The organism is Denitrobacterium detoxificans (genome assembly GCF_015062615.1).
GTDB lineage: Bacteria > Actinomycetota > Coriobacteriia > Coriobacteriales > Eggerthellaceae > Denitrobacterium > Denitrobacterium detoxificans_A.
The window spans coordinates 346,441-366,872 of sequence record NZ_SUUH01000001.1; the positions used below are offsets into that span (position 1 = coordinate 346,441).

17 protein-coding genes and 1 riboswitch are annotated in these 20,432 nt (G+C 59.1%); of the genes, 9 read left to right on the plus strand and 8 right to left on the minus strand.

The window, feature by feature from the left end:
• Positions 1-76 precede the first annotated feature (76 nt).
• Positions 77-1,153 carry a glycosyltransferase family 2 protein gene (locus E7002_RS01515; RefSeq protein WP_303727159.1) on the plus strand — a complete coding sequence of 359 codons (1,077 nt, stop codon included), beginning with the start codon at positions 77-79 and terminating at the stop codon, positions 1,151-1,153.
• Here the strand turns inward: E7002_RS01515 and E7002_RS01520 are convergent.
• From E7002_RS01520 to E7002_RS01545, 6 genes are all read right to left on the minus strand, one after another.
• Positions 1,150-4,032, minus strand: coding sequence for a YfhO family protein (locus tag E7002_RS01520; protein WP_369692473.1), 2,883 nt, complete (start codon positions 4,030-4,032; stop codon positions 1,150-1,152). The two genes, E7002_RS01515 and E7002_RS01520, sit on opposite strands and share 4 nt — an antisense overlap.
• Complete coding sequence (locus E7002_RS01525) at positions 3,960-5,018, minus strand: glycosyltransferase (protein WP_303727160.1); 1,059 nt, start codon at positions 5,016-5,018, stop codon at positions 3,960-3,962. The genes E7002_RS01520 and E7002_RS01525 overlap by 73 nt, the downstream gene beginning before the upstream one ends.
• Positions 5,011-6,825 (minus strand): hypothetical protein, encoded by a 1,815-nt coding sequence (locus E7002_RS01530; protein WP_303727161.1) that lies wholly within the window; start codon positions 6,823-6,825, stop codon positions 5,011-5,013. The genes E7002_RS01525 and E7002_RS01530 overlap by 8 nt, the downstream gene beginning before the upstream one ends.
• Positions 6,818-7,237, minus strand: a complete 420-nt coding sequence (locus E7002_RS01535) for a GtrA family protein (RefSeq protein WP_303727162.1) — start codon at positions 7,235-7,237, stop codon at positions 6,818-6,820. Before E7002_RS01535 ends, E7002_RS01530 begins: the two co-directional genes overlap by 8 nt.
• Before the next feature lie 97 nt (positions 7,238-7,334).
• Positions 7,335-8,369, minus strand: a complete 1,035-nt coding sequence (locus tag E7002_RS01540; protein ID WP_303727163.1) for a glycosyltransferase family 2 protein — start codon at positions 8,367-8,369, stop codon at positions 7,335-7,337.
• A gap of 96 nt (positions 8,370-8,465) precedes the next feature.
• The gene (locus E7002_RS01545) at positions 8,466-9,605 is read right to left on the minus strand and encodes a CDP-glycerol glycerophosphotransferase family protein (RefSeq protein WP_303727164.1); all 1,140 of its coding nucleotides are present in this window, start codon (positions 9,603-9,605) and stop codon (positions 8,466-8,468) included.
• A gap of 282 nt (positions 9,606-9,887) precedes the next feature.
• Between E7002_RS01545 and E7002_RS01550 the strand changes: the two genes are divergently transcribed.
• The 5 genes from E7002_RS01550 to E7002_RS01570 all read left to right on the plus strand — a co-directional run bounded on the left by E7002_RS01550 (position 9,888) and on the right by E7002_RS01570 (position 14,631).
• Positions 9,888-11,369, plus strand: a complete 1,482-nt coding sequence (locus E7002_RS01550; protein WP_303727165.1) for a LuxR C-terminal-related transcriptional regulator — start codon at positions 9,888-9,890, stop codon at positions 11,367-11,369.
• 91 nt (positions 11,370-11,460) lie between these two features.
• Positions 11,461-11,574: riboswitch (TPP riboswitch) on the plus strand.
• 55 nt (positions 11,575-11,629) lie between these two features.
• Positions 11,630-11,962 carry a thiamine-binding protein gene (locus E7002_RS01555; RefSeq protein ID WP_303727166.1) on the plus strand — a complete coding sequence of 111 codons (333 nt, stop codon included), beginning with the start codon at positions 11,630-11,632 and terminating at the stop codon, positions 11,960-11,962.
• A 16-nt stretch (positions 11,963-11,978) separates the two neighbouring features.
• Positions 11,979-12,767, plus strand: coding sequence for an ABC transporter permease (locus tag E7002_RS01560; RefSeq protein WP_303727167.1), 789 nt, complete (start codon positions 11,979-11,981; stop codon positions 12,765-12,767).
• Positions 12,767-13,807: an ABC transporter substrate-binding protein gene (locus tag E7002_RS01565; protein WP_303727168.1), complete on the plus strand. Its 1,041-nt coding sequence runs from the start codon at positions 12,767-12,769 to the stop codon at positions 13,805-13,807. The genes E7002_RS01560 and E7002_RS01565 overlap by 1 nt, the downstream gene beginning before the upstream one ends.
• A 20-nt stretch (positions 13,808-13,827) precedes the next feature.
• On the plus strand, positions 13,828-14,631 hold the full coding sequence (locus tag E7002_RS01570; RefSeq protein ID WP_303727169.1) for an ABC transporter ATP-binding protein: 804 nt from the start codon (positions 13,828-13,830) through the stop codon (positions 14,629-14,631).
• A gap of 476 nt (positions 14,632-15,107) precedes the next feature.
• Here the strand turns inward: E7002_RS01570 and aroF are convergent, their stop codons facing one another.
• Complete coding sequence (aroF, locus tag E7002_RS01575; RefSeq protein ID WP_303727170.1) at positions 15,108-15,917, minus strand: 3-deoxy-7-phosphoheptulonate synthase; 810 nt, start codon at positions 15,915-15,917, stop codon at positions 15,108-15,110.
• Positions 15,914-16,195, minus strand: a complete 282-nt coding sequence (locus E7002_RS01580; RefSeq protein ID WP_303727171.1) for a chorismate mutase — start codon at positions 16,193-16,195, stop codon at positions 15,914-15,916. The genes aroF and E7002_RS01580 overlap by 4 nt, the downstream gene beginning before the upstream one ends.
• A gap of 328 nt (positions 16,196-16,523) precedes the next feature.
• Here E7002_RS01580 and E7002_RS01585 point away from each other — a divergent pair, with 328 nt between their 5' ends.
• From E7002_RS01585 to E7002_RS01595, 3 genes are all read left to right on the plus strand, one after another.
• Positions 16,524-17,858 carry a helix-turn-helix transcriptional regulator gene (locus E7002_RS01585; protein ID WP_303727172.1) on the plus strand — a complete coding sequence of 445 codons (1,335 nt, stop codon included), beginning with the start codon at positions 16,524-16,526 and terminating at the stop codon, positions 17,856-17,858.
• 194 nt (positions 17,859-18,052) lie between these two features.
• Positions 18,053-20,008 carry an FAD-binding protein gene (locus E7002_RS01590; protein ID WP_303727173.1) on the plus strand — a complete coding sequence of 652 codons (1,956 nt, stop codon included), beginning with the start codon at positions 18,053-18,055 and terminating at the stop codon, positions 20,006-20,008.
• Positions 20,009-20,032: 24 nt separating this feature from the next.
• Positions 20,033-20,332, plus strand: a complete 300-nt coding sequence (locus tag E7002_RS01595) for a ferredoxin family protein (protein WP_303727174.1) — start codon at positions 20,033-20,035, stop codon at positions 20,330-20,332.
• Positions 20,333-20,432 lie beyond the last annotated feature (100 nt).

Below are 20,432 nucleotides of genomic sequence, written 5' to 3' on the forward strand. Positions count from 1 at the left end.
TTTTCCCGTATCTTACCGCCACCGCCCCTCATTCCTGTATCATCTTCAAAGAACCCAACGAATCTTGCGAGAGAACATGACCCAGGAACAGCCCATATTCAGCATCGTTATGCCCGTATACGGCGTGGAGGACTACATAGCCCAAGCCATCTCGTGCATTCAGGCGCAGACCTGCCCCGCATGGGAGCTCATTTGCGTAGACGACGCCACGCCCGACGCAAGCGCGCGCATTGCCGAACAGGCAGCGCAAAGCGACGAACGCATTCGCGTGGTACATCACGATGCGAACAAGGGCCTCTCGGAAGCGCGAAACACGGGCATGGCCGCCGCGCGCGGCACGTACCTGTGGATGCCCGACCCCGACGACACCTACGAGCCCACGCTTCTGCAAGACTGCTTGGATGCGCTGCGGGAAAACCCCGCATGCGTTACCGTGTTCGGCGTGGACGAATGCTACTTCGACGCGCAGGGTGCATTTCTCTACGACCACGCCATCACGCCCGCAAGGCAATCACTTTCAAGCGCCGCAGAGCTGCGTCCCCACGTAGTCGAGCTGGAACGGCAGACGCTTCTGGGATACGCATGGAACAAGATCTACGACCTGGCATACCTACGTACGACGGGCGCACGGTTCGAGACGGTGAAGCTCATCGAGGACATCGCTTTCAACGTAGCCGTCTTCCAGAACCTGGATTCGCTCAACGTGCTGGCCAGCGCGCCGTATCACTATGCACGCCGCCTGCGCGACAACCTAACGAACAAGTTCATCCCCGACTACTACGAGCTCCATCGCCGACGCATTGACATGCTCGCCGACCAGCAACGCTCCTGGGGAACGCTCGACGGCGAGACGCGCGCTACGCTGGGAAGCTTGTTTGCGCGCTATGTCCTTTCCGCCCTGGAACGCAACTGCGACCCCCAAGCGCACATGAGCCACGCGGATCGCAAAGCATGGATCAGGAAGACGTTTTCCGACGAGCTGTACCGCGATCTCATTCCGCATGCGCAGGCCCAGAACAGCCGCGCGCTTGCGTTCTGCCTACGCCCCCTGAAGGCGCGTCGCGCAGGCACCTGCCTTTCCCTGGGTCGCCTGATCCATATCGCGCGCGGCAAGCTGCTGCCGCTCTTCACGCGCATCAAGAGCGAGCGCTAGCTTTCCCACCTGCGGCGAAGCACGAAGAAGGCAAGCACGCCAAACGCGGAAAGGGCGATTCCCGCATACAGGCCTGGCGGCGTGAAGCGCAGTTCGACCGTATGGCTTCCCTCTTCCACCCATACGCCCGAAAGCCCCGTATAGCACGAGACGACGGAGACGCGTTCACCATCCACGAACGCCTCCCAACCCGGCGCATAGGGTATGCGCAACATGAGCAGCTCGCTCGACGAGGCGTCGAGCGTAGCGGCAACGTGGCCGTCTTCCCAAGAAAGAACGCTGAATCCTTCGGCATCGAGCATAGAGAGGCAATCCGCCAGCACATCCTCATCGAGCGTTTTCGCCACGACGAGATCGCTCGCTGATGCGCGTGCAACGCATTCCTCCACCGTGCCCTTGCACTGCTCGCCATCAAGAACCGTTACGCACGAAGCCTGGGGCTCGGCAAACGACAATGCCACCTGAACCGTATCGCCTTCGGAGAACGTACCAGCATAGAGCACGTTTCCACTGAAATTAGAACCAACGAGTTCAACGGGCGCGCCATTCACGTACACCTGGGCAACCATGTTCCAGCAATGGTTCCGCGTCGCTTGCGCGATAACGGGAAAATCGAGATAGAGGGGGCCATCCTGTTCGACGGTGACCTGGAACGAGCATTCGCATGCGCCCTCGACGACGCGAGAGACTTCCGATACGTCCGCGTCGACATATGCGCTCAAGGCGCCATCGCTGCCCGTGGCGTCCTGGAGCATGAGCATTTGATTGGCAAACGGGTCGCTACCCCACGAAACAGAGCCACTCCCCGCAATGCCATACCCCGCAGGCAGCGAAGCGTTGTAGCGATACAAATCATATTCGTACAAGGCGGCAGGGGAAACGAGCGTCACATCGCCCGCAGGCTGCGTTGCGGAAAGCACGTAGTCAACGCCCAGCAGAGAATCGGCAAGCAACTGCGACGAATTGGAATAGTAGCCAAAGATGGGGTCGTTTTCCGTATAGCCAAGCGCCGAGAGCATGGTGTAGAGCGAGCCATTCACCATGGACGTGTACTCCCCCATGCTCTGCACCGAGCTGGTGAACAACGCGGTCGTCTGGGGAATCTGCGTTAGGGTGCGCGTGCCATCGCGATCGGCGCCCGCCATGTTCACGAGCAGGCCACTCTGCCCCGCCGCATCGTCAACCGAACCCTGCACGAACGCATCGATGGCGGCCTGTTCCTGCGCATGTGCATCCACAGAGGAACCGTAGATACGAAACGCCTGATACGCGCTGAAGCCCACGTCCACCGAAAGGACGACTACGGCAACGCAGAGCACGACGCGCGCCGAAACGCCGCCATTGCCGCGGGCGCGAGAATGCCATGCAACAAGCAGGACGCCCGACGCGAGCAGCGATGCCGCCGTAGCGGCTACGGCCACACCCGAGGGCGCTCCCTCGGCATGCGTCACGATCGCAAGACCCGACGATGCAAGCACCACAAGGGCGAGAACCCCCACACATCGGATCACTCGCGCGCGAAAGACCGCCATACGCTGGGGCAGCCCAGAGAAAGTGTCCCTTTCATCGCGAGCGCACCGAAGCGAGCAAAGCTCTTCGCACGCGCACACCGCCAGGACGAACGCCACGATGTAGCCATGTCGGAAGTAGAACGACGTGGTGAGTTTCATATCGCTCCACACAACGGAAGGGCCCACGAACATGACGCCCACAACGGCGCAGACAAGCAGCACCGCCAAGGCGATGCGCTTGCGCTTGGAAACGCCCTTATCGCAGAAGAGCAAAGCGGCCGCAATCAAAACGAACGCGCTCGTGTACAGCGCGGGAACGCGACTCGTAGACGTTTCGGGAACCACGCCGGAAACGACATACGCCCCCATATCCCAGGGCGGAAACAGCGGAATGGGCATAAGCGCCTTCAGCAGATTGAAGCTGCTTTCGGTGCCCTGCATGAGGCACAGCATGGAGGGCAGGAGCAAAACCATGCTCGCGCAGAGGGCCAGCAGCATGGTAACAACGTAGCGAAGCGTCGAACGAGACGCCACGACGCGACGACATACACGCACGATGCGCGCCGCCCGGGAAACCCCCTCGCCCACAGGGTGAGACGCACCCGTAAGCTCCCAGCGATACACCAGGAACAACAGGAGCGAAAGAAGGCAATCCATGTAGGCGGTATACCAATTGAACAAGACGGCAAGCGCAACCGAGCAGAACAGCAGCCCGTACCGCTCGCCCTCAACGGCGCGATACGTGCCCCACGCCACCAAAGGCAACATGACGAAGCCATCGAGCCACATGATATTGCTGGCCTGCGCAAACGCCCATCCGCACAGCGCATACGACGTAGAGGCGAGCAATGCTGTCGCACCCAGATGCCAGCGATTGCGGGCAAAGGCGAAGAAGGTTGCCCCCGCGCAGGAGAGCTTCAGCAGCACCGCCACGTTGAAGAAGCCAACGATGCTACCCTCGCCCCAAAAGGCCAAAAGAAGATTGAACGGGCTGGAAAGGTGATAGGCCACGAGCGCAGCGGTGTTTTCGCCCATGCCCATGGAAAAGGAGTAGAAGGGCGAACCCTGCCCATGCAGTACGTCGCGCAGCCATTCGAAGTAGCCGATGTACTGGATGTCCATATCCCACACGGCAACGCCCGTTTCCCCAAAGGGGTACATGCCCCGGAGCGCGTAAACGCAACCAAGGATGACTAGGGGAAGGGCGAATGAAAGGACGTGAAGGATCGCAACACGGGCGCGCACGAAGCCCCCTTCTTCCCTGTGAGCTCGAGCGGCCATCGTCATATCGCAGCCTATCGGGCCCTCGCCATGGCCAGAGCGGTTCCCAACCCGCCAATGCGCATGTAATACGCCATCTTCTGCCATGCGGAAGGATGCGCGGGCAAATGACGAAGCATCACGTGGGGGCGGTTCAGAATAACGTCGAGATTCTTACGCTGGTGGGGCTTGAACAAGCGAGGATCGTACGCACCCGCGTTCACGCCCTGCTGCAAATCAGCCTGCATGCGATCGACGAACTGGGTGCGCAATTCACCCTCAAGCCGCTGGAAGTTCCACATGTAGCTATCGTAGCGCAACCGGAACGCATAGGGCTCAAGCCACGAACGGCTAGAATCCCGCGCGATGAACGCATCAATGCCATCGAATTCGCCGCAGACGCACAGTGCCTTGCCCGGGCTATTCACCGAAGACGACTCGTTATCCTGGCGATAGTGAAGCACGGGTTCCTGCGTAGCCACAATGACGTGCGCGCTCGAAAACACCTTGAACGAGAAGCCCAGGTCCTGATAGCTGGCCCCAGGCGTTTCCAAAAGGCGAATCCCCTGTTCGTCCAAGAAGGCACGGCGATACACCGCCGACCAGATCGACGGAATGCCGAATACGACTTCGGGAATGTCGTGCGGGGAAAACGGTTGCGCGGCCATCTGCTCGGTAACCACCGAGATAACCTGGTTACGATCTTGGGGTTTGCTCCAGTAGAACCAATAGTTTGCCTTGGCCACATCGGCCGAAGCGAACAACGCCAGCTGCATCAGCGTATGGTATGCGCTCGGTTCCAGGAAGTCATCGGGCTCGAACACGGCCACGTAGACGCCACGCGCTTCGTCGATGCCACGATTCACCGTAGCGCCGTAGCCCTGGTTCTCCTTCGAGATAACCCGAAAGCGCGCATCGGCAGAAGCATACTCTTCCAGGATGGCAGCGGAATCATCGGTGGAGCCATCATTGATGAGCAGCACCTCGAAGTCTTCGAACGTCTGGTGCGCAACCGAATCGAGCGCCTGGCGCAAATACGTCTGGGCGTTGTAGACGGGAACGATTACGGAAAGCTGCGGAGCAGCGCTACTCATAGACTACCCCCACCAATCCGTAATAGGCCGCAACCGTGGAAGCCCAATCGTCGCCCATGTCGTTGTCGAGATCGGTAAAGAACAGCGTAACGGGATGCGATTCCAAACGTGGGACGGCAACGAGATCGGTCGACTTCGCTTCCGAGAGAATCTGGTCGCGCTGGTCGTTCTCGTAAGCGAACTGGGCGGCGCTGCCATTGCGCACGTCGTTGAGCGCCAGAAGCGCATTGCTCTTCCCCACCGAAGCGCCACCAAACGCGGCAACGCCCACGATGCACGCCACGATGCCCAGGGCAACGAGCGCATAGGGAATGTTCTTGGTAATGAGGTCGACGCGCACGCTGGCATTACGCGCACGCTGGCGAACGACGCACAGCGCGTAGCCATACAGCATGAGCGCCTGCACCACGCTGGCGAACCACACGACGTTACGCACGCGGCCTTCGCCAAATACGCCCATGCCGTAATAGGGCGCGCAGTTCAGGCCCACGATGGCCAGATAGGAAAGCACGAAGAAAACGACCAGGTAGACACCGCGTACCTTGCGCTGCGTAGTCCCCGCCCACGACCATAGGATGGGCGTGAGGATAACGAGAAGCAGCAGGAAGGAAACGCTCAGCAGCTCCTGCAAGCTCTGCAGCGTGTACAGGGCGGAAACGGCAATGGTCTTCGGAATGCCAGGGCTCACGAAGAATGCCTGGCGCACAGCCGTACCCGGAGCAGTTACGTTCAAGTAGAACCCGAAGGCGCCCACGAGAAGAGGGAAGATCTGGGCCCAACGACGGCGCGCGAAGCCAATGACGGCACACCCCAGGGCGAGCATGAGGTTGTAGAACGCCATGACGTGATCGCCGCCCGACGTGAGGAACAGCAGCACGCACAGCCCCGCGACGCAGAAGCCATGAGCAACCGTAGACCGCACCGTGAGCGACCTAATGGAAAGCCCCGCATTCACAAGCGCGAGCAGGAAGAACGGCGTGTAATTCCACGCGCCATTGAACCAGTAGATGCCCTCGCAGATATCGGGCATGCACAGCAGCAAAAACGTGGCGAGCGCAATGCCAGCGGGAATCCACCAGCGTGCAGGAAGGCCAAGCAAACTGCACTCCACCCCACGCGTGAAATAGAGGCTAGCAAGATACGTGCACACGATGAGGACGATTGCCCCAATGCCGTAGTACTGCATTCCGAAGATGCCCGGCTGAAGCGCGAGCAAAAACGCCGAAGTATACAGGCCCTGCCAGGTCTGCATATACGAAAGCGACGTCTGAACGGCCGTTTGAACGAGCGTAATGGGATTGGCATTGCCGCTTGCCACCAGCTGCGACGTGGCAAGCGCATAGGAAAAGTCGTCGCCGCTGGGGCGGTCGTACACGGAAACGGCCAGCAGCGGCGCAACCAGCACGAGGGCCACGAGGATGGCCCCCAGAATGATGGCAACGCGTGCGGCAGTGCCCATCTGACGCTTGCTTGCGGCAACGGGGGCATTGTAGGTTACGGGCGCGCTTGCCGCGGGGGCAGCATCTTGAGCGGGCTGAGCATCACCCGAGGGAGCCTGCGCGCCATCAGCTTGCTTCCGCGACTCGAGCTCGGCCACCTGAGCCCGGGTAAGGGCCGCGGTGGTGTCGGCAGAAGGCACCTGGGTTGCAGACGCAGTAGGGGCGTCGGCCTGCCCCGCCTGGGGCTTTGCGGCGGCTACCGCGGGAGAGACGGCCGAAGCTTCCTGAGATGCCTTGGCGCCCTTCCCCAGTCTCATGCCATACGAGCGCACGGCGAACGAACCCGACTTCTTAGAGGAATCAGTCATGACTGCTTGCCCCCTCCTGCGGGGCATCGCCCGCATCCAGGAAAATCTTTCGCGTTACGAAGTTCCATACCATGACGATGGCCGTGGCCACGATCTTGGTGATGAGGTAATGGATACCAGCAAGTTCCACGCCCGCCCACATGCAGAGGTTATTGATAAGCAGGCCAATGACAGAAAGAATGACGAAGATGACAAACTCGCGCCTGCGCGACATGTCCTCCTTGTGCGTAAACACGTAACGCATAGAGGCGATGTAGTTGAAAATGACCGACACCGTAAACGATATGGTGGCGCTCACCAGGTAATTCACACTAAACACTTCGGTGAGAAGCGCGAGCAGGCCATAGTCGATGACAAACGCTATGACGCCGACGACGCCAAACTTCATGAACTGGGCAATTAGTTTCTTCATGTAACCTCCGATTATTCTTCCCCCGTATTATCGCAGGTACAGGGTAAGGAACGCCACCCCGAGGCGTTTTTTCACGTGGAATACGACTGCAATCAGGCTACTTACGCTTCAGCAAGCGAACTGGCGCGAGCAGTGCGTGTCCCAGACGATACGAATGGGAATTGCGAACCTCCGCATCCCACGCAGCAGGCTGAACAGCGTACATCTGGAAATCCATGCGGTCGGCAGCGGGAAGCCCCTGCGCAAACGCGGCGATGTCATCTTCGGGAACCGAGCGCACGTCAGACGCCATGATGGAACGCAATTCATAGATGCGCTGGGCCAAGGCATCTGCATAGGCGGGTTCAAATTCGGAAGCATGTTCGTGTGCCCAGGCATACAGTTCCTGGGTAAGGGCGAAGAAGCTGCTCACGTTGCGCAACCCGCGCTCCACCGTCATGATGGACCCCTCACGCATGCGACGCATGTACAACGGCTCGTTGAGGAACGCGGCACGACGCGCGAATGCGATGATCATGGGCGAGAACAGCTCGTCTTCGTGGATGATTCCCTCGCGGAAGCGAATCCCGCTGCGCTCGAACAGCCCACGGTGCAGCATGTGGAAGCACGCGGAGCAAATGTACTGGCGCATTCCCTGGTAGCGTGCGAACAGGGCCTGCCCCGTCATTACGCCTTCGATATTCGAACGTGTGCCGTATTCCTCTTCGTTCGACTTGCGCAGCGCGCTGCTCTCGTAGAACGACTCGGCGGTAAAGTCCACGTACTCCAGCGGGACCCCGTCTTCGTCGACGCCCGCTTCGCTTACGCGGGCCATAAGCCTCTCGAGAGCCGTGGGCACGTAGTAATCATCGGAATCGAGGAACAAAAGGTACTCGCCACGCGCAGCATCGATGCCGGTATTGCGCGCCGCCGAAAGCCCGCCGTTGGCACGGCTCACGAACACGAAGCGTTCGTCACCCTGCACGACCTCGCGCGCAACGCGCATCGTGTCGTCGGTGCAGCCATCGTCAACGCAGACGACCTCGAAGTCGGCAAACGTCTGCCCCGTCAACGAAGACAAGCATTCGCCAATGTAGGCTTGCACGTTATAGCATGGAACGATGACCGATATCCGAGGGGCTTCGCATCCCATAATCTCATTCCCCCATCACTGAAGATAAGTTCTCATGTTCAATATAGCCATGCCGCGCGCGCCGCCAAGCGAGCCCGCACGCATGGAGCCGCTACGCTACGAACGCTCCGCCAAGGCGCGCAGCGTCTCGACGCAGTCATCGCGACCGCCATCGAACGCCTGGGCCACGAAGCGCTCCAAGGCATCCCATCGATAGCCTTCGGGGTCGCAGGCAACCTTGTTCACCTGGTCGATGAGCGCATCTTCGGTACGAGCGCACAATTCGGGCGCCACGCGCAAGGGGTCGGCATTCAAGCCGGGGCTCGTGCGATAGCGCTTGATATCGGGAACGTAGAAAATGACGGGCTTGCCCAGCAGGTACGCCTCGTACACGATCGACGAGTAATCGGTTACCACGAAATCGCAGGTAAGCAAGGCTTCGGAAACATCACCTGGCGCCGAAAGCCCCTGGTCGAGAGGATGGAACGACCACGCGATCTTCGCCCGAAGGCTCCCTTGCAGCTCGTCTCTATGCTCGAACGCATCGCGAAATGGATGCGGTGATGTCTTGCTCTTACGCAGCGTGGGCGCGAAAAGCGCAATGGGCGGGTCGTTGAACACCAGTTCCGCCCCTCCGCTGCGGCGCAGCCCCTGGAGCTTATGGTATTCGGGGCGGTGAAGCGCGATAACGCGTTCCTTCGGATATCCGAAGGCCTCGGCAAACGCCGCGCGGCACGCCTCGCCCGAGCAAACCACCCAAGAGTAGTTGCGGTGGATATCGAAGCGCTCGAGCGTCTGGGACCGATGCCCCTCGGGCGTATCGAGGCTCTGATACCCGAACTTCTTGAATGCGCCGAATGCGTGCCACATCTGAACCACTACCGGCTCGGCAGGGTAATCGGTATGCACAGGCACGGAGCCCTTGAAGGTGGTCTCGTCATTCTTGAAGTTGAGCATGCAGATGACCGGATCGTAGCGATCGACGACGCAAATGCGGCAACGCGCCAAATGGTAGATTTCCCTGAAGACCATTCCCGAATACGGGATGACGCTGGACTTGGCTAGCTTCTTCACCAGAATGACGGGATGCCAGCCCAGCGCCTCGAAATCTCGCGCAAGCGAGCAGAAATCGTAACTCGGCTCGTTGGTCTGGCGGCTAAAGAAGAGAATCTCATCCCTACGCTTAGTGGTAGCGCAGAAAAGCTTGTACAGGATATTGAACAAGCCCTTGGCAATATGTACTAGAAAGGTTTTCATACGCGGAGAAGTATATCAGAGCATTAACGTATCAATAGCGAGGGGGCAACCACTCTGGATTTCGGACTCGGAGCTACGTTCCCAGAAAAAGAATTATCTCTTTGTAAAATCATATATTTTCACATCTGAATTAATAATTCGCTCAAAATATGCACCCCCATAGTGAGAGACCCCTAACTACTCACCCAAAACGTGGGGATTTTGGAATAAGGTGCGCCATCCCCGAAAAAACACGCCTAGGAACAGGAACGATGTCGTATTATGCCCTCCGGGAGGATTGCAATGGGGTATGCAACTGCAACAAAAGTAACCATCACCATGCGCGCGCTCTTCGGCCAATGGAAAAGCCTGGGGTTTGGCTTGCTATGGTCGCTCAACATCATCATTCTTTTTTCGAGCAAGCTTGCCGCCAGGGACATGCCACGCATCGTCGATTTCTTCAACTCGACCCTCGCAACGGGCATTGTGGTCACGTGCGCGGCGCTCTTTGTGTACACCGAGCTCATTCGCAAGGGCAAACCACTCAACAAGCCCATCACCCCCACCGATGACGGGAACCTGGCACTTCATCGAACGCTCGCCACAATTAGCGGAGTAATGTTGGCCATGTGCATTGTATGCATCGGCATACAAACGCAATACACCCCTTCCTACACCCTACGCTACGCGTTAGGGTTCGCAACCGGCATTGCCACCGCGTTCGGCTACTACGCATGGCTGAGCATACTCGCCACGCGAGGCTGGGAAAACGTCCGACTTGAGCTACTCGGCTCATACGTGATGGGGGCTATCCTTTTTTGCCTGTCCTACGTTATTCCCACCATCCCGCTCGTAGCCCTCATGGCCACATTGGCCCTCGTCGTTGCTTACATGGGAAGGACGCTCACCATCGAGCGTTCGCAAGCATCCGCACCCCCGAAGCCCCAAACGGCCAGGCGCCTTTCTTCGCGCGACATTCGGGCCGTCGTGCTTTCGATGCTCATCCTCAGCTTTATTTACGGCATCAGCGGACCCATGTTCCTGCAAAGCACCGAAACGCTGCCCTTCCTGGAAAACCCCGAGAGCAACCAGATACTCACCGTGTGCCTGAGCGTGGGAATAATCTTCTTGCAGGCAAAGTACCGGTGCGAACGCGCAAACCCGCTCATGCTGATACACATCTGCTACCTCATTGACGTCACCTCCGCGTTCCTGCTGCCATTCGCCCCAGATTGGTATGTAAGCGTCTTCAACGTCATCGTGCTTACCGTCTTCCGCATATCGGCGCTCCTGCTCTTGGGCCTCTGCGTCGCAACGCAAGATGCTCGCCTGCGGCGACGCGCAATGCCCATCATGATTTCCTGCGTATGGATTGGAATGAGCCTGGGCATTGGGCTAGGACACGCGCTTTATCTGAACGCAAGCGATAGCGCAGAAACGAGCATGTCGATCATACTGACAATCGTGTATGTCGTATTCGCCTTCACTTCCATCTACACGCTTGCGAAAAATGGTTCGAAAGCACCCGCGCCAGCACCCGAACCCAAACCCGCCGCGGACAAGCGCGATTCGCACGAGATCATCTCGCAGCGCTACAACTTGAACTCCCGCGAAGAGGAAATCATGGCTCTTCTCATTCGCGGCCGAACGGCCAAGTACATCGCCGAGGACCTTACGCTCTCCATCAACACGGTGCGAAGCTACACCAAGTCGCTCTACGCGAAGATGAACGTGCATTCGAAGCAGGAACTCATTGACCTGGCGGAAGCCATTTCAAACGAATAAACCGCTTACCGGCCCATATGCACCGCTAGAGGCAATTCCTCATCTGCGCTCTACCACGCTATAGCATCCACAAAACGCTGTGCTACAATGACCGAACTTCTCGGGGAGCTGGGGCGATCGCCCGGCTGAGAGGAGGGCTCGCGGCCCTCGACTCATGGAACCTGTCTGGATAATGCCAGCGTAGGGAAATGCGCGCACGCATGTGCGGGCCCTGCTTTGGCGCGGGGCTTCGCCCCGTAGCGGTACGAAAGGAACACGCTATGGAATGTGCAATCGCAATTCACTATCTACCCCTGGACGCACACGATGACAAACGCGTCTGCGAAATCGTCGACCAAGTAATTGCCGCCATCGACGCAAGCGGTCTCGACTACTACGTAGGCCCCTTCGAAACCACCGTGGAAGGCGATTTCGAAAGCTGCATGCGCGTACTGAAGGATTGCATCGAAGCAGGCGAGGCGGCAGGCTGCACTGAAATGGAAAGCCACGTGCGCATCTGCTGGCGCCCCGGCGGACGCGTCATGTCGACCGAAGAGAAGATCGGCAAGTACCACCCCACCGACAGCGAATTCAACTCGCGCGAAATCGCATAGCACGCGCACACGCACGATGAAGCACGCACCCAGCGACACCACATCACGCAAGGCCAAGCGCATCGGAATTCCCCTGGCCGTCGTAGTAGGCACCATCATCTGCTGGCACCTCGCTATTATCAGCGGCCTTGTTCCGAACTTCCTCATGCCCACTCCGCTGCAGGTTGCGCAAGCACTTGCCAGCGATTGGCAGCTGCTGGCAAGCCATGCGGGCACAACGCTCGTGGAAGCAGCCATTGGTCTTGCCGCCGGCGTGGCGCTCGGTTTCGTGGCAGCTGTGGCCATGGATCGCTTCGAAGTGATTTACCTGGCCCTTTCGCCTCTCATTACCGTATCGCAAACCATTCCCACGGTTGCCATTGCGCCCCTGCTGGTGCTGTGGCTTGGGTACGGCATCTTGCCGAAAATCGTCCTCATCACGCTCACGACGTTCTTCCCCGTGGCCATATCGCTCATCGCAGGGTTCACCTCGGTCGACGCCGACACCGTGAACATGCTGCGTTCCATGGGCGCCTCGCGTTGGGACATCTTCCGCTATGCAAAGCTGCCCGAGGCGGCCGACCATTTCTTCAGCGGGCTGAAGATCAGCGCGACGTACGCCATCATCGGGGCGGTCATCGCAGAATGGCTGGGAGGCGACGCAGGACTGGGCGTCTACATGACGCGCGTTCGCAAGTCGTTTTCGTACGACCGCATGTTCGCCGTCATCATCGTGATCAGTGCGCTCTCGCTCATGCTCATCAAGATCATCGACATTCTCAAGAAGATATGTATGCCCTGGAAGCATACCGAAAGGAACGAATAATGAACCTCGACGCCATGAAAACCACTCTCACCAGGCGTTCGTTTCTGAAAACCGCAGGCGTAGCAGGCGCAGGAATCGCCTCGGCATATGCACTGGGAGGCTGCGATAACAACCGTCAGTCTGCCTCCGCGGCAAACGCGACCGATCTTTCCCTCGTGCTTGACTACACGCCCAATACCAATCACACGGGCATCTACGTCGCGCAATCCCTTGGCTACTACGCCGAAGAGGGCATCTCCCTCACGATCGTCTCGCCGCCCGAAGACGGCGCCGATGCGCTCATTGGCGCAGGTTCTGTCCAGCTGGGAATCTCGTATCAGGACGTCATGGCAAACTACCTTGCCAGCAGCACGCCCCTGCCCTACACGGCCATCGGTGCCATCGTGCAGCACAACACGAGCGGCATCATGAGCCGCCAGGAAGACGGCATCACCCGCCCCCGGGCCATGGAAGGTCATCAGTACGCAACCTGGAACCAAGATGTGGAACAGGCCATCATCCGAGACATCATGGCCTACGATGGCGGCGACTACTCCAAGATCGAGCTCGTGCCCTACGCCGTCGACGACGAGGTTGCGGGGCTGCGCAGCAACGCGTTCGATTGCGTCTGGGTCTACGAAGGCTGGGCCGTCCAGAATGCCGCGCTGCAGAACTTCGCCTATAGCTACTTCCCCTTCATCGACTACGACGACTCGCTCGATTACTACACGCCCGTCATCGCGGCAAACAACGAATTCCTGGCCAAAAACGCCGACACCGCGCGTGCCTTCATGCGCGCCACGCGCAGGGGCTACGAATATGCCGCATCGAACCCCACCGACGCCGCGCGCATCCTAGTCGAAGCCGTACCCGAGCTCGACGCCCAGCTGGTCGCCAAGAGCGCGGAATACCTGGCGGGCAAGTACATTGACGACGCAAGCGAATGGGGCTACATCGACAAAGACCGCTGGGCACGCTTCTACCAGTGGCTCAACGACAACGGCCTGGTAGAAACCACGCTCGACGTCGATGCGGGCTTCACGAACGACTATCTGGCCTAGCCCCAGCACAAGGACGAACAATGGCGCAGGCAATCCCGACACCGGCAAAGCAGACCGCACTTCCCGCAATCGAGGGAAGAAACCTGGAAATACGCTACGACGACACAACCGTCGTAGCGCAGGCGAACCTGCACGTAAACGCGGGCGAGATCTGCTGCCTCATAGGCAAATCGGGGTGCGGGAAGACGACCATCCTTAACACCCTCGCCGGTCTTGTAACGCCCACGCAAGGCAGCGTGCTCTCATTCGGCGAAGACGTCACGGGGAAACCGGGAAGCATTGGGTACATGCTCCAGAAGGACCTGCTCCTTCCCCACCTGCGCATTATCGACAACGCCGCACTACCGCTGTTGCTGAAGGGGCAGGCGAAGCAAGAGGCGCGCGAAACGGCCGCGCGCCTCTTCCCCACGTTCGGGCTGGAAGGCACCGAAGAGTTGTGGCCCCACCAACTTTCGGGAGGCATGCGGCAACGCGTCGCCCTCTTGCGCACCTACGTCACGGGAGCACGATGCCTTCTGCTCGACGAGCCCTTTAGCGCGCTTGACGCCATCACGCGCGCCGACATGCGCTTCTGGTTCACCAAAGTCACCCAGAAGCTTGGGCTTTCAGCGCTCGTCATCACGCATGACGTAGACGAAGCGGTGAGCCTGGCCCAGCGTGTCTACGTGCTTGCGGGAAACCCCCGACTGGGACAGCCCTCAACCATCCATGCCGAAATACACGTGGAACGAAACGGAAACCCCGACGGGCCGTTCGAGCTAACCGAGGAGTTCCTAAAAGCAAAGCGAAGCGTATGGGCGGCGCTTCAAGAAAACGCCCAATAGCACCATCTAGGGTTCACAAAACGCACATTCCCCCAATACATGGGGATAAACGTTTTGGGATATATGAAAATACCCGCATTTTGGGTGGTAGACGAATTCCCTACACTGGGGAATACTCTGCGCATGGCGAGCCGCTAGGCCGCATTCGTGGAAGCACGGAGGCAAACATCTGGGAGGGCTTGCGGTAAGCCATAGGGAGACGAGCGCGGGCACGAACGCATTGACTGCATGCCCTACCTTTGGCGGCTTTCTTTGCCAGTCGGCTCTCCATCCGGACGCGCAGCGTGACCACAACCCCCTATCTTCGCTGCCCCGATGCCGCCTGCTTACCATCAGTCACCCCGTGACGCGCTTCGTCAACCTGAATACGCTTCGTGCGTTCGCGCGCACACCCCCTAACCTACATGCGCGCATGAAAAAGCCGGGGCGGCCCAGACGCCCCGGCTTTTTCCTTTCGATATGCAAGCTCTAGCGTTCTAGACGAGCTTCTTTCCAAACACCGCCGCAATCTCCCTAAGATCGGCCAGCAGGTCCTTGAACTGAGCAGGCGTAAGCTGTTGCGCATTGTCGGACTTGGCATTCTGCGGATCGGGATGCACTTCCACCATAATTGCGTCGCAACCGGCGGCAATAGCCGCGCGAGCCAACGGCGGAACCAAGTCGCGCACGCCAGCCGGATGGCTTACGTCCACGCAAATGGGATACAGGCTCTGCTTGTGAATAACGGGCACGGCCGAGATGTCCAGCGTGAAGCGCGTGGAAGTCTCGAACGTACGCAGGCCACGCTCGCAGAGCATCACGTTCTCGTTACCGTTCATGGTGATGTATTCCGTGGCGGAAAGCCATTCGGAAACGCTATTAGCCAAGCCGCGCTTGAACAGCACCAACTTGTCGGTATCGGCCGTAACCTGGCCCACCGTGCGTAGCAAGCTGAAGTTCTGGCAGTTGCGCGCGCCAATCTGCAGGCCGTCGACGTAGCTGTGCACCATGGGGCAATGGGCGGAATCCATCACCTCGGTAAGCGTCTTCAGGCCATATTTCTGACCCGCTTCCTGCATAATCTGCAGGCCGGCTTCGCCCAGGCCCTGGAACGAATGGGGATTGGTGCGCGGCTTGAAGGCACCGCCACGTATCCAATGCAGCCCCTCCTCGGCGATTACCTCGGCAACGGTGGCAAACTGCTCGTACGACTCCACCGCACAGGGGCCAGCGAAAATGGTAATTTCATCGGTGCGGGTGCCGTAATCGGGAAGACCCTGCACGCCTTTCAGCTTCGATTCGCTCATGCGGACGGCATCTCCTTCGAGACCTTGAGGATGGTAGCGTAAATCTCACGGAGGTTATCGGGATACAGGGGACCCTGGTTATACTCCTGCACGCGGGCGAAGATCTCCTCCTCGCGCTTAGGGTCGAACAGGCCCATGTGAGCGCCCGGCTTCAGCGCGCGAATAGCGAGCTGATGCGTGGCACGCTCGTTCAGAAGCGCAACGAGCTGCTTGTCGATAGCGTCAATCTGTGCACGATGCTCCTGAATATGCTCGAAGTTTTCCTCTTGTTCAGCCATGATGCATCCTTTCGTACGGCAATTGCGCACATCGTAGCAAGAAACACTCCAGCGCGATAGAGTGTTATCATGTTTTCCCGCGGAAAATGCTTTGATATAAAGGCAAAGTAGCCTCATGCCATAGCAAGTTAAACTTGCTAGAATTCACTCGATGAAAACGACCCTCGCAAACATAGCAAAGCAAGACGCACGTCTCATCGTTGGAATGGCCAGCCTATGGGCGTACCTCCACGTAAGCCCCTACTTCCCATTTTCGCTTTCGCCGCACTTCTCTTCGTCGTCATTCTCCGACATACCGCTCAGGCACGCACTCTACGCATTTGCGCTTATGGCGTTCTTTCTTCTGGCAATAGCCACGCGCGACCGCATGCAAGCAAGCAACCGGGTCGTTTGGGCCCTCGCCCTATCGGCTGGCGTCGCAGGCACTGCTGGACAAGGCATCATCCTGGCAGACCTACCTACGATCGCCGCGTCAACCGTAGGCGCCAGCCCCAGCGTAGTGGAGGGGGCGGCAATCATCCTATGCGCCTACGCAGTAGCAACCTTCACGCTTCTCTTGCTTAGCCAAGCATCCAAGCTTTCGTCGCATATCGCCGCTTGCGCCATAGCACTCTCCTACTGCCTCTTCAGCCTCATATGGCTCTGCATAACGCTCCTGGCCCCCGAAATCTGCATGGCCGCAACGATGCTATGCCCGACAGTAAGCGCAGCAGCCATTATCAGCGCATACGGAAAACCAAGCACGACCGGCAAGCGCACAGCCGCGGCATCCAATTCGGGTTCGGAACTCGAAGCCCCCACCAGCACCTTCTCGCGAGAACGATACATAGAGCTGCGGAAGATGCTTGCCTTCTGCCTGGTATTCGTCTTTTTCGCGGCTATATGCGTTCGGCTCTTCACCGCCATGGAGCAGGGTACGCTTTCCGCTGGTTCGCTTAGCGGAATGCAATACGCGATCACCGCCGCAGGAGGATTGCTGGCCAGCGCAGGCATATGCGCATACCTGCTCAAGCGTAGCAATTCCCCCAGCGCGCTATTCACCGTCTTTGCCATCCTGGCCCTGTTCTTCATGGGAACGCTGCTGCTGGTAGCCACGTGCGGAGATGGCATGGGCGCGCTCATGGGCAAACGCCTCATGGTAAGCGGAGAGCACCTGTTCGCACTTCTCGCCGCCATCATTATCGTAACGAGCGGTTCGCCCACCCCATCGCACATCACGCGTTCGCTCGCGCTATACGGCATCACCGTCATCGCGCTTCCGCAGTTCGTCTCGATTGACGTCCTATCCATTACGGGCGCGCTCACCTACGCAACGGGCACGAACCTCATCATCCCCATTGCGTGCATCTCCGCATTCCTTGCCGCCACGATCATCGTGCTGCTTCTGCTTCGCAACACCGAACGAACCAACAGGGAAGCCGCCATGACCAACGAGGACTGGCAGCGCAACCTGGTGATGAAGGCCTGCGAAGGTAAGGGCCTCACCCAGCGCGAGAAAGACGTTGCCGTACTCACCTACCGCGGCCTTTCCGCCAAGCGCATTTCCGAAGAGCTCTTCGTGAGCGAGAGCACGGTGAAGACGCACCAGAGCCATATCTACCGGAAGCTCGACATCCATCGCAAGCAGGATTTCATCGCCTACGTGGACTCCCTGCGCTCGTAGCCTCTGCTTGCGAGCCTTTACATTCCACGAAATAGAACAACCCATCTACCAGGCATTTATACGTTTCGTATGAGAGGCGTTCCGGAAAATGCCCGTTTCGTCTGAAGACCGAACCCATCCCCACCCCTACCTTGGAAGCGCCCCATCGGGCATGTAGCAGACAAGGTCGCAAGACCGCATACCAAGGAGGGAACATGAATAACGCATCCCACGGCCTATCACGCCGCGCGTTCCTGCGCGATGCTGGCCTCGTAGGAATGTCGGCAGCCGCAGCAGCTGCACTCGGCGGATGTTCGTCGCCGAAATCGAAGTCGGAAAGCGCGACGACGACAGCGGAAGTAGTAACGGAAGAGCTGCCCGTACCCGAAGTTTCCGCCCCCAGCACGACCGCATACGATTGCGACGTACTCGTTATCGGCGGTGGCTTCGCCGGCATGAACGCCGCCATGGCCGCAAAGAACGCCGGCTGCAACGTTGTCCTCGTCGACAAGGGCCGTCCGGGCTACTCGGGACTATCCCCCTGGCCTTCAAGCCATCGCTGGTTCGACCCCGATATGGGCGATGACGCCGAGGCCTTCCGCACCGCAATCCAGCGTGGCGGAGAGTATGTCGTGAACCTGGACTGGTACCAGCAGTGGATCGACCACAGCAAGGAGGCCTACGAGCGCCTGGTCGCCTGGGGCATCATGGACCGCTACGACCGAGCAGCCGACACGAGCATCTGGGACACCCTGGACTACCAGGCATACTACGACATGAACGCGGAGCACGATCGCCACGCCCGCGTCGTGCCCCTGCTGCAGGAAAACGGCATCACCGTTGTCGATTACACCATGATTACCAACGTTGAAAAGGACGGAGATCGCATCGTAGGCGCCGTGGGCCTGCACGTTCCTTCGGCAACTATCATCTCGTTCAACGCGAAAGCCATTGTCATGGCCATGGGCGGCGGCAGCTACAAGCCCACCGGATACCCCGTGGGCGGCAATACCTTCGACGGCGAGTACATCGCCTACAACCTTGGCCTCCCCATCGCAGGCAAGGAATACGACGACTTCCACGCAACCACAAGCTTCGCCCCTGGTTGCAGCTTCATCAACAACAACTGGGACTACCTGGAAAACATCTGGCTTTGCGGTGGCGACATCACGGCCGACACGGCCGCTAGCTATGCCACGAGCAAGGAAAAGACAATGGTCATGGGCCGCGTGACGGGCACCATCAATGGCGCCAGCGCCAACGACGGCACGAACATCGAGCATCAGGCAACGGCCGACATCACGCGTCGCGGCGGCACGGTGACGGGCAATCCCGACGACATCCGCATCGGCAAGATGATGTCGCCCAAGCCCAAGGCAGATGTATATGGCGCAGCACTGGGCATGAGCGCCCACATGAGCAACGGCGTATTCTGCGGCCTGGACGATTTGGAAGGCTACACGGGCATTCCAGGACTGTGGGTTGCCGGCGACGGCGCGAACGCAAGCGCTCCCACGGGCGCAGCCTACCCCGTAGGCGTTGGCTTCACCAGCAACTACGCCAGCATCCAGGGCGACATTGCAGGCAAGGCAGCAGCAGCCTACGCCCAAACGGCTTCCGCCGGCTCCATTTCGAGCGACCGCCTGGCGGAGCTAAGCGAAGAAATCCTGGCTCCCCTGAGCGTGGAAACGGGCTTCTCGCCCGATGGCGCACGCGATCAGCTTCAGGCAATCATGTCCCCCTATTGGGTTCTGGTCGCCCAGGACGAGGCGACACTCCAGGCAACGCTCACGCAGGTCATCAACATGCGCGACAAGGTCATCCCGAAGCTCTCGGCAAGCAACCCGCATCAGCTGCGCATGGCCATCGAAATGAAGCACAAGGTCCTCTCTGCAGAACTGAAGCTGCGCGCGAACCTTGAACGCAAGGAAAGCCGCGGCCTGCACTTCCGCACCGACTACCCCTTCCGCGACGACAAAAACTTCCTGTGCTACATCACGCTCACGAGGGGCGAAGACGGCGAGCCCATCATCGAGCGCGTTCCCGTGAAGGACGAATGGAAGGGCGACACGAGCGAAGACTACGCAACGCGCTACAGCGTGCGCTTCCCCACTGAGGCAAAGACGCTGGGCCTGCCCGAAGAGCAGTCCGGCAGCAGCTGGGGCAAATAGAGAAGCAATTGAAGGAGGTTCAACATGGCCGTTTCGCGCTATGACCTAAATAAGTGCATTGGGTGCCAGCATTGTGTAACCGTATGCCCGATGGACGTATTCCGATTCGACAGCACGCAGAAGAAGAGCATCATCGCCTACCCCGAAAACTGCCAGAGCTGTGGGCAGTGCTACGTGGGATGCCAGGGCCGCAGCCTGGAAATCAGCTTCTACGCAAAGGATTTCCAGATGCCCGCAATCCGCGCGGTAGCCACGGACAACGCAACGCCCACGCACGTTAAGGAAGCGATTATCGCCAAGCTCTACGAGACGCAAGAAAGCTAGGCAGCATATCGGCGCCCGGCGCTACCACCATACGCATCTCGCCTGCCGCAACCCTCCCACGACAGGCTATGCAAAGGGCATCGCTCCCTGCAGAGGGGCG

Bases quoted from the DNA above. Each gene is read 5' to 3' on its own strand.
- E7002_RS01595 (WP_303727174.1), top strand. From the start codon at position 20,033: ATGGCCGTTTCGCGCTATGACCTAAATAAGTGCATTGGGTGCCAGCAT.
- E7002_RS01530 (WP_303727161.1), bottom strand. From the start codon at position 6,825: ATGACTGATTCCTCTAAGAAGTCGGGTTCGTTCGCCGTGCGCTCGTAT.
- aroF (WP_303727170.1), bottom strand. From the start codon at position 15,917: ATGAGCGAATCGAAGCTGAAAGGCGTGCAGGGTCTTCCCGATTACGGC.
- E7002_RS01550 (WP_303727165.1), top strand. From the start codon at position 9,888: ATGGGGTATGCAACTGCAACAAAAGTAACCATCACCATGCGCGCGCTC.
- E7002_RS01515 (WP_303727159.1), top strand. From the start codon at position 77: ATGACCCAGGAACAGCCCATATTCAGCATCGTTATGCCCGTATACGGC.
- E7002_RS01540 (WP_303727163.1), bottom strand. From the start codon at position 8,369: ATGGGATGCGAAGCCCCTCGGATATCGGTCATCGTTCCATGCTATAAC.
- E7002_RS01585 (WP_303727172.1), top strand. From the start codon at position 16,524: ATGGCGTTCTTTCTTCTGGCAATAGCCACGCGCGACCGCATGCAAGCA.
- E7002_RS01590 (WP_303727173.1), top strand. From the start codon at position 18,053: ATGAATAACGCATCCCACGGCCTATCACGCCGCGCGTTCCTGCGCGAT.
- E7002_RS01535 (WP_303727162.1), bottom strand. From the start codon at position 7,237: ATGAAGAAACTAATTGCCCAGTTCATGAAGTTTGGCGTCGTCGGCGTC.
- E7002_RS01580 (WP_303727171.1), bottom strand. From the start codon at position 16,195: ATGGCTGAACAAGAGGAAAACTTCGAGCATATTCAGGAGCATCGTGCA.
- E7002_RS01560 (WP_303727167.1), top strand. From the start codon at position 11,979: ATGAAGCACGCACCCAGCGACACCACATCACGCAAGGCCAAGCGCATC.
- E7002_RS01545 (WP_303727164.1), bottom strand. From the start codon at position 9,605: ATGAAAACCTTTCTAGTACATATTGCCAAGGGCTTGTTCAATATCCTG.
- E7002_RS01570 (WP_303727169.1), top strand. From the start codon at position 13,828: ATGGCGCAGGCAATCCCGACACCGGCAAAGCAGACCGCACTTCCCGCA.
- E7002_RS01555 (WP_303727166.1), top strand. From the start codon at position 11,630: ATGGAATGTGCAATCGCAATTCACTATCTACCCCTGGACGCACACGAT.
- E7002_RS01565 (WP_303727168.1), top strand. From the start codon at position 12,767: ATGAACCTCGACGCCATGAAAACCACTCTCACCAGGCGTTCGTTTCTG.
- E7002_RS01520 (WP_369692473.1), bottom strand. From the start codon at position 4,032: ATGGCAGAAGATGGCGTATTACATGCGCATTGGCGGGTTGGGAACCGC.
- E7002_RS01525 (WP_303727160.1), bottom strand. From the start codon at position 5,018: ATGAGTAGCGCTGCTCCGCAGCTTTCCGTAATCGTTCCCGTCTACAAC.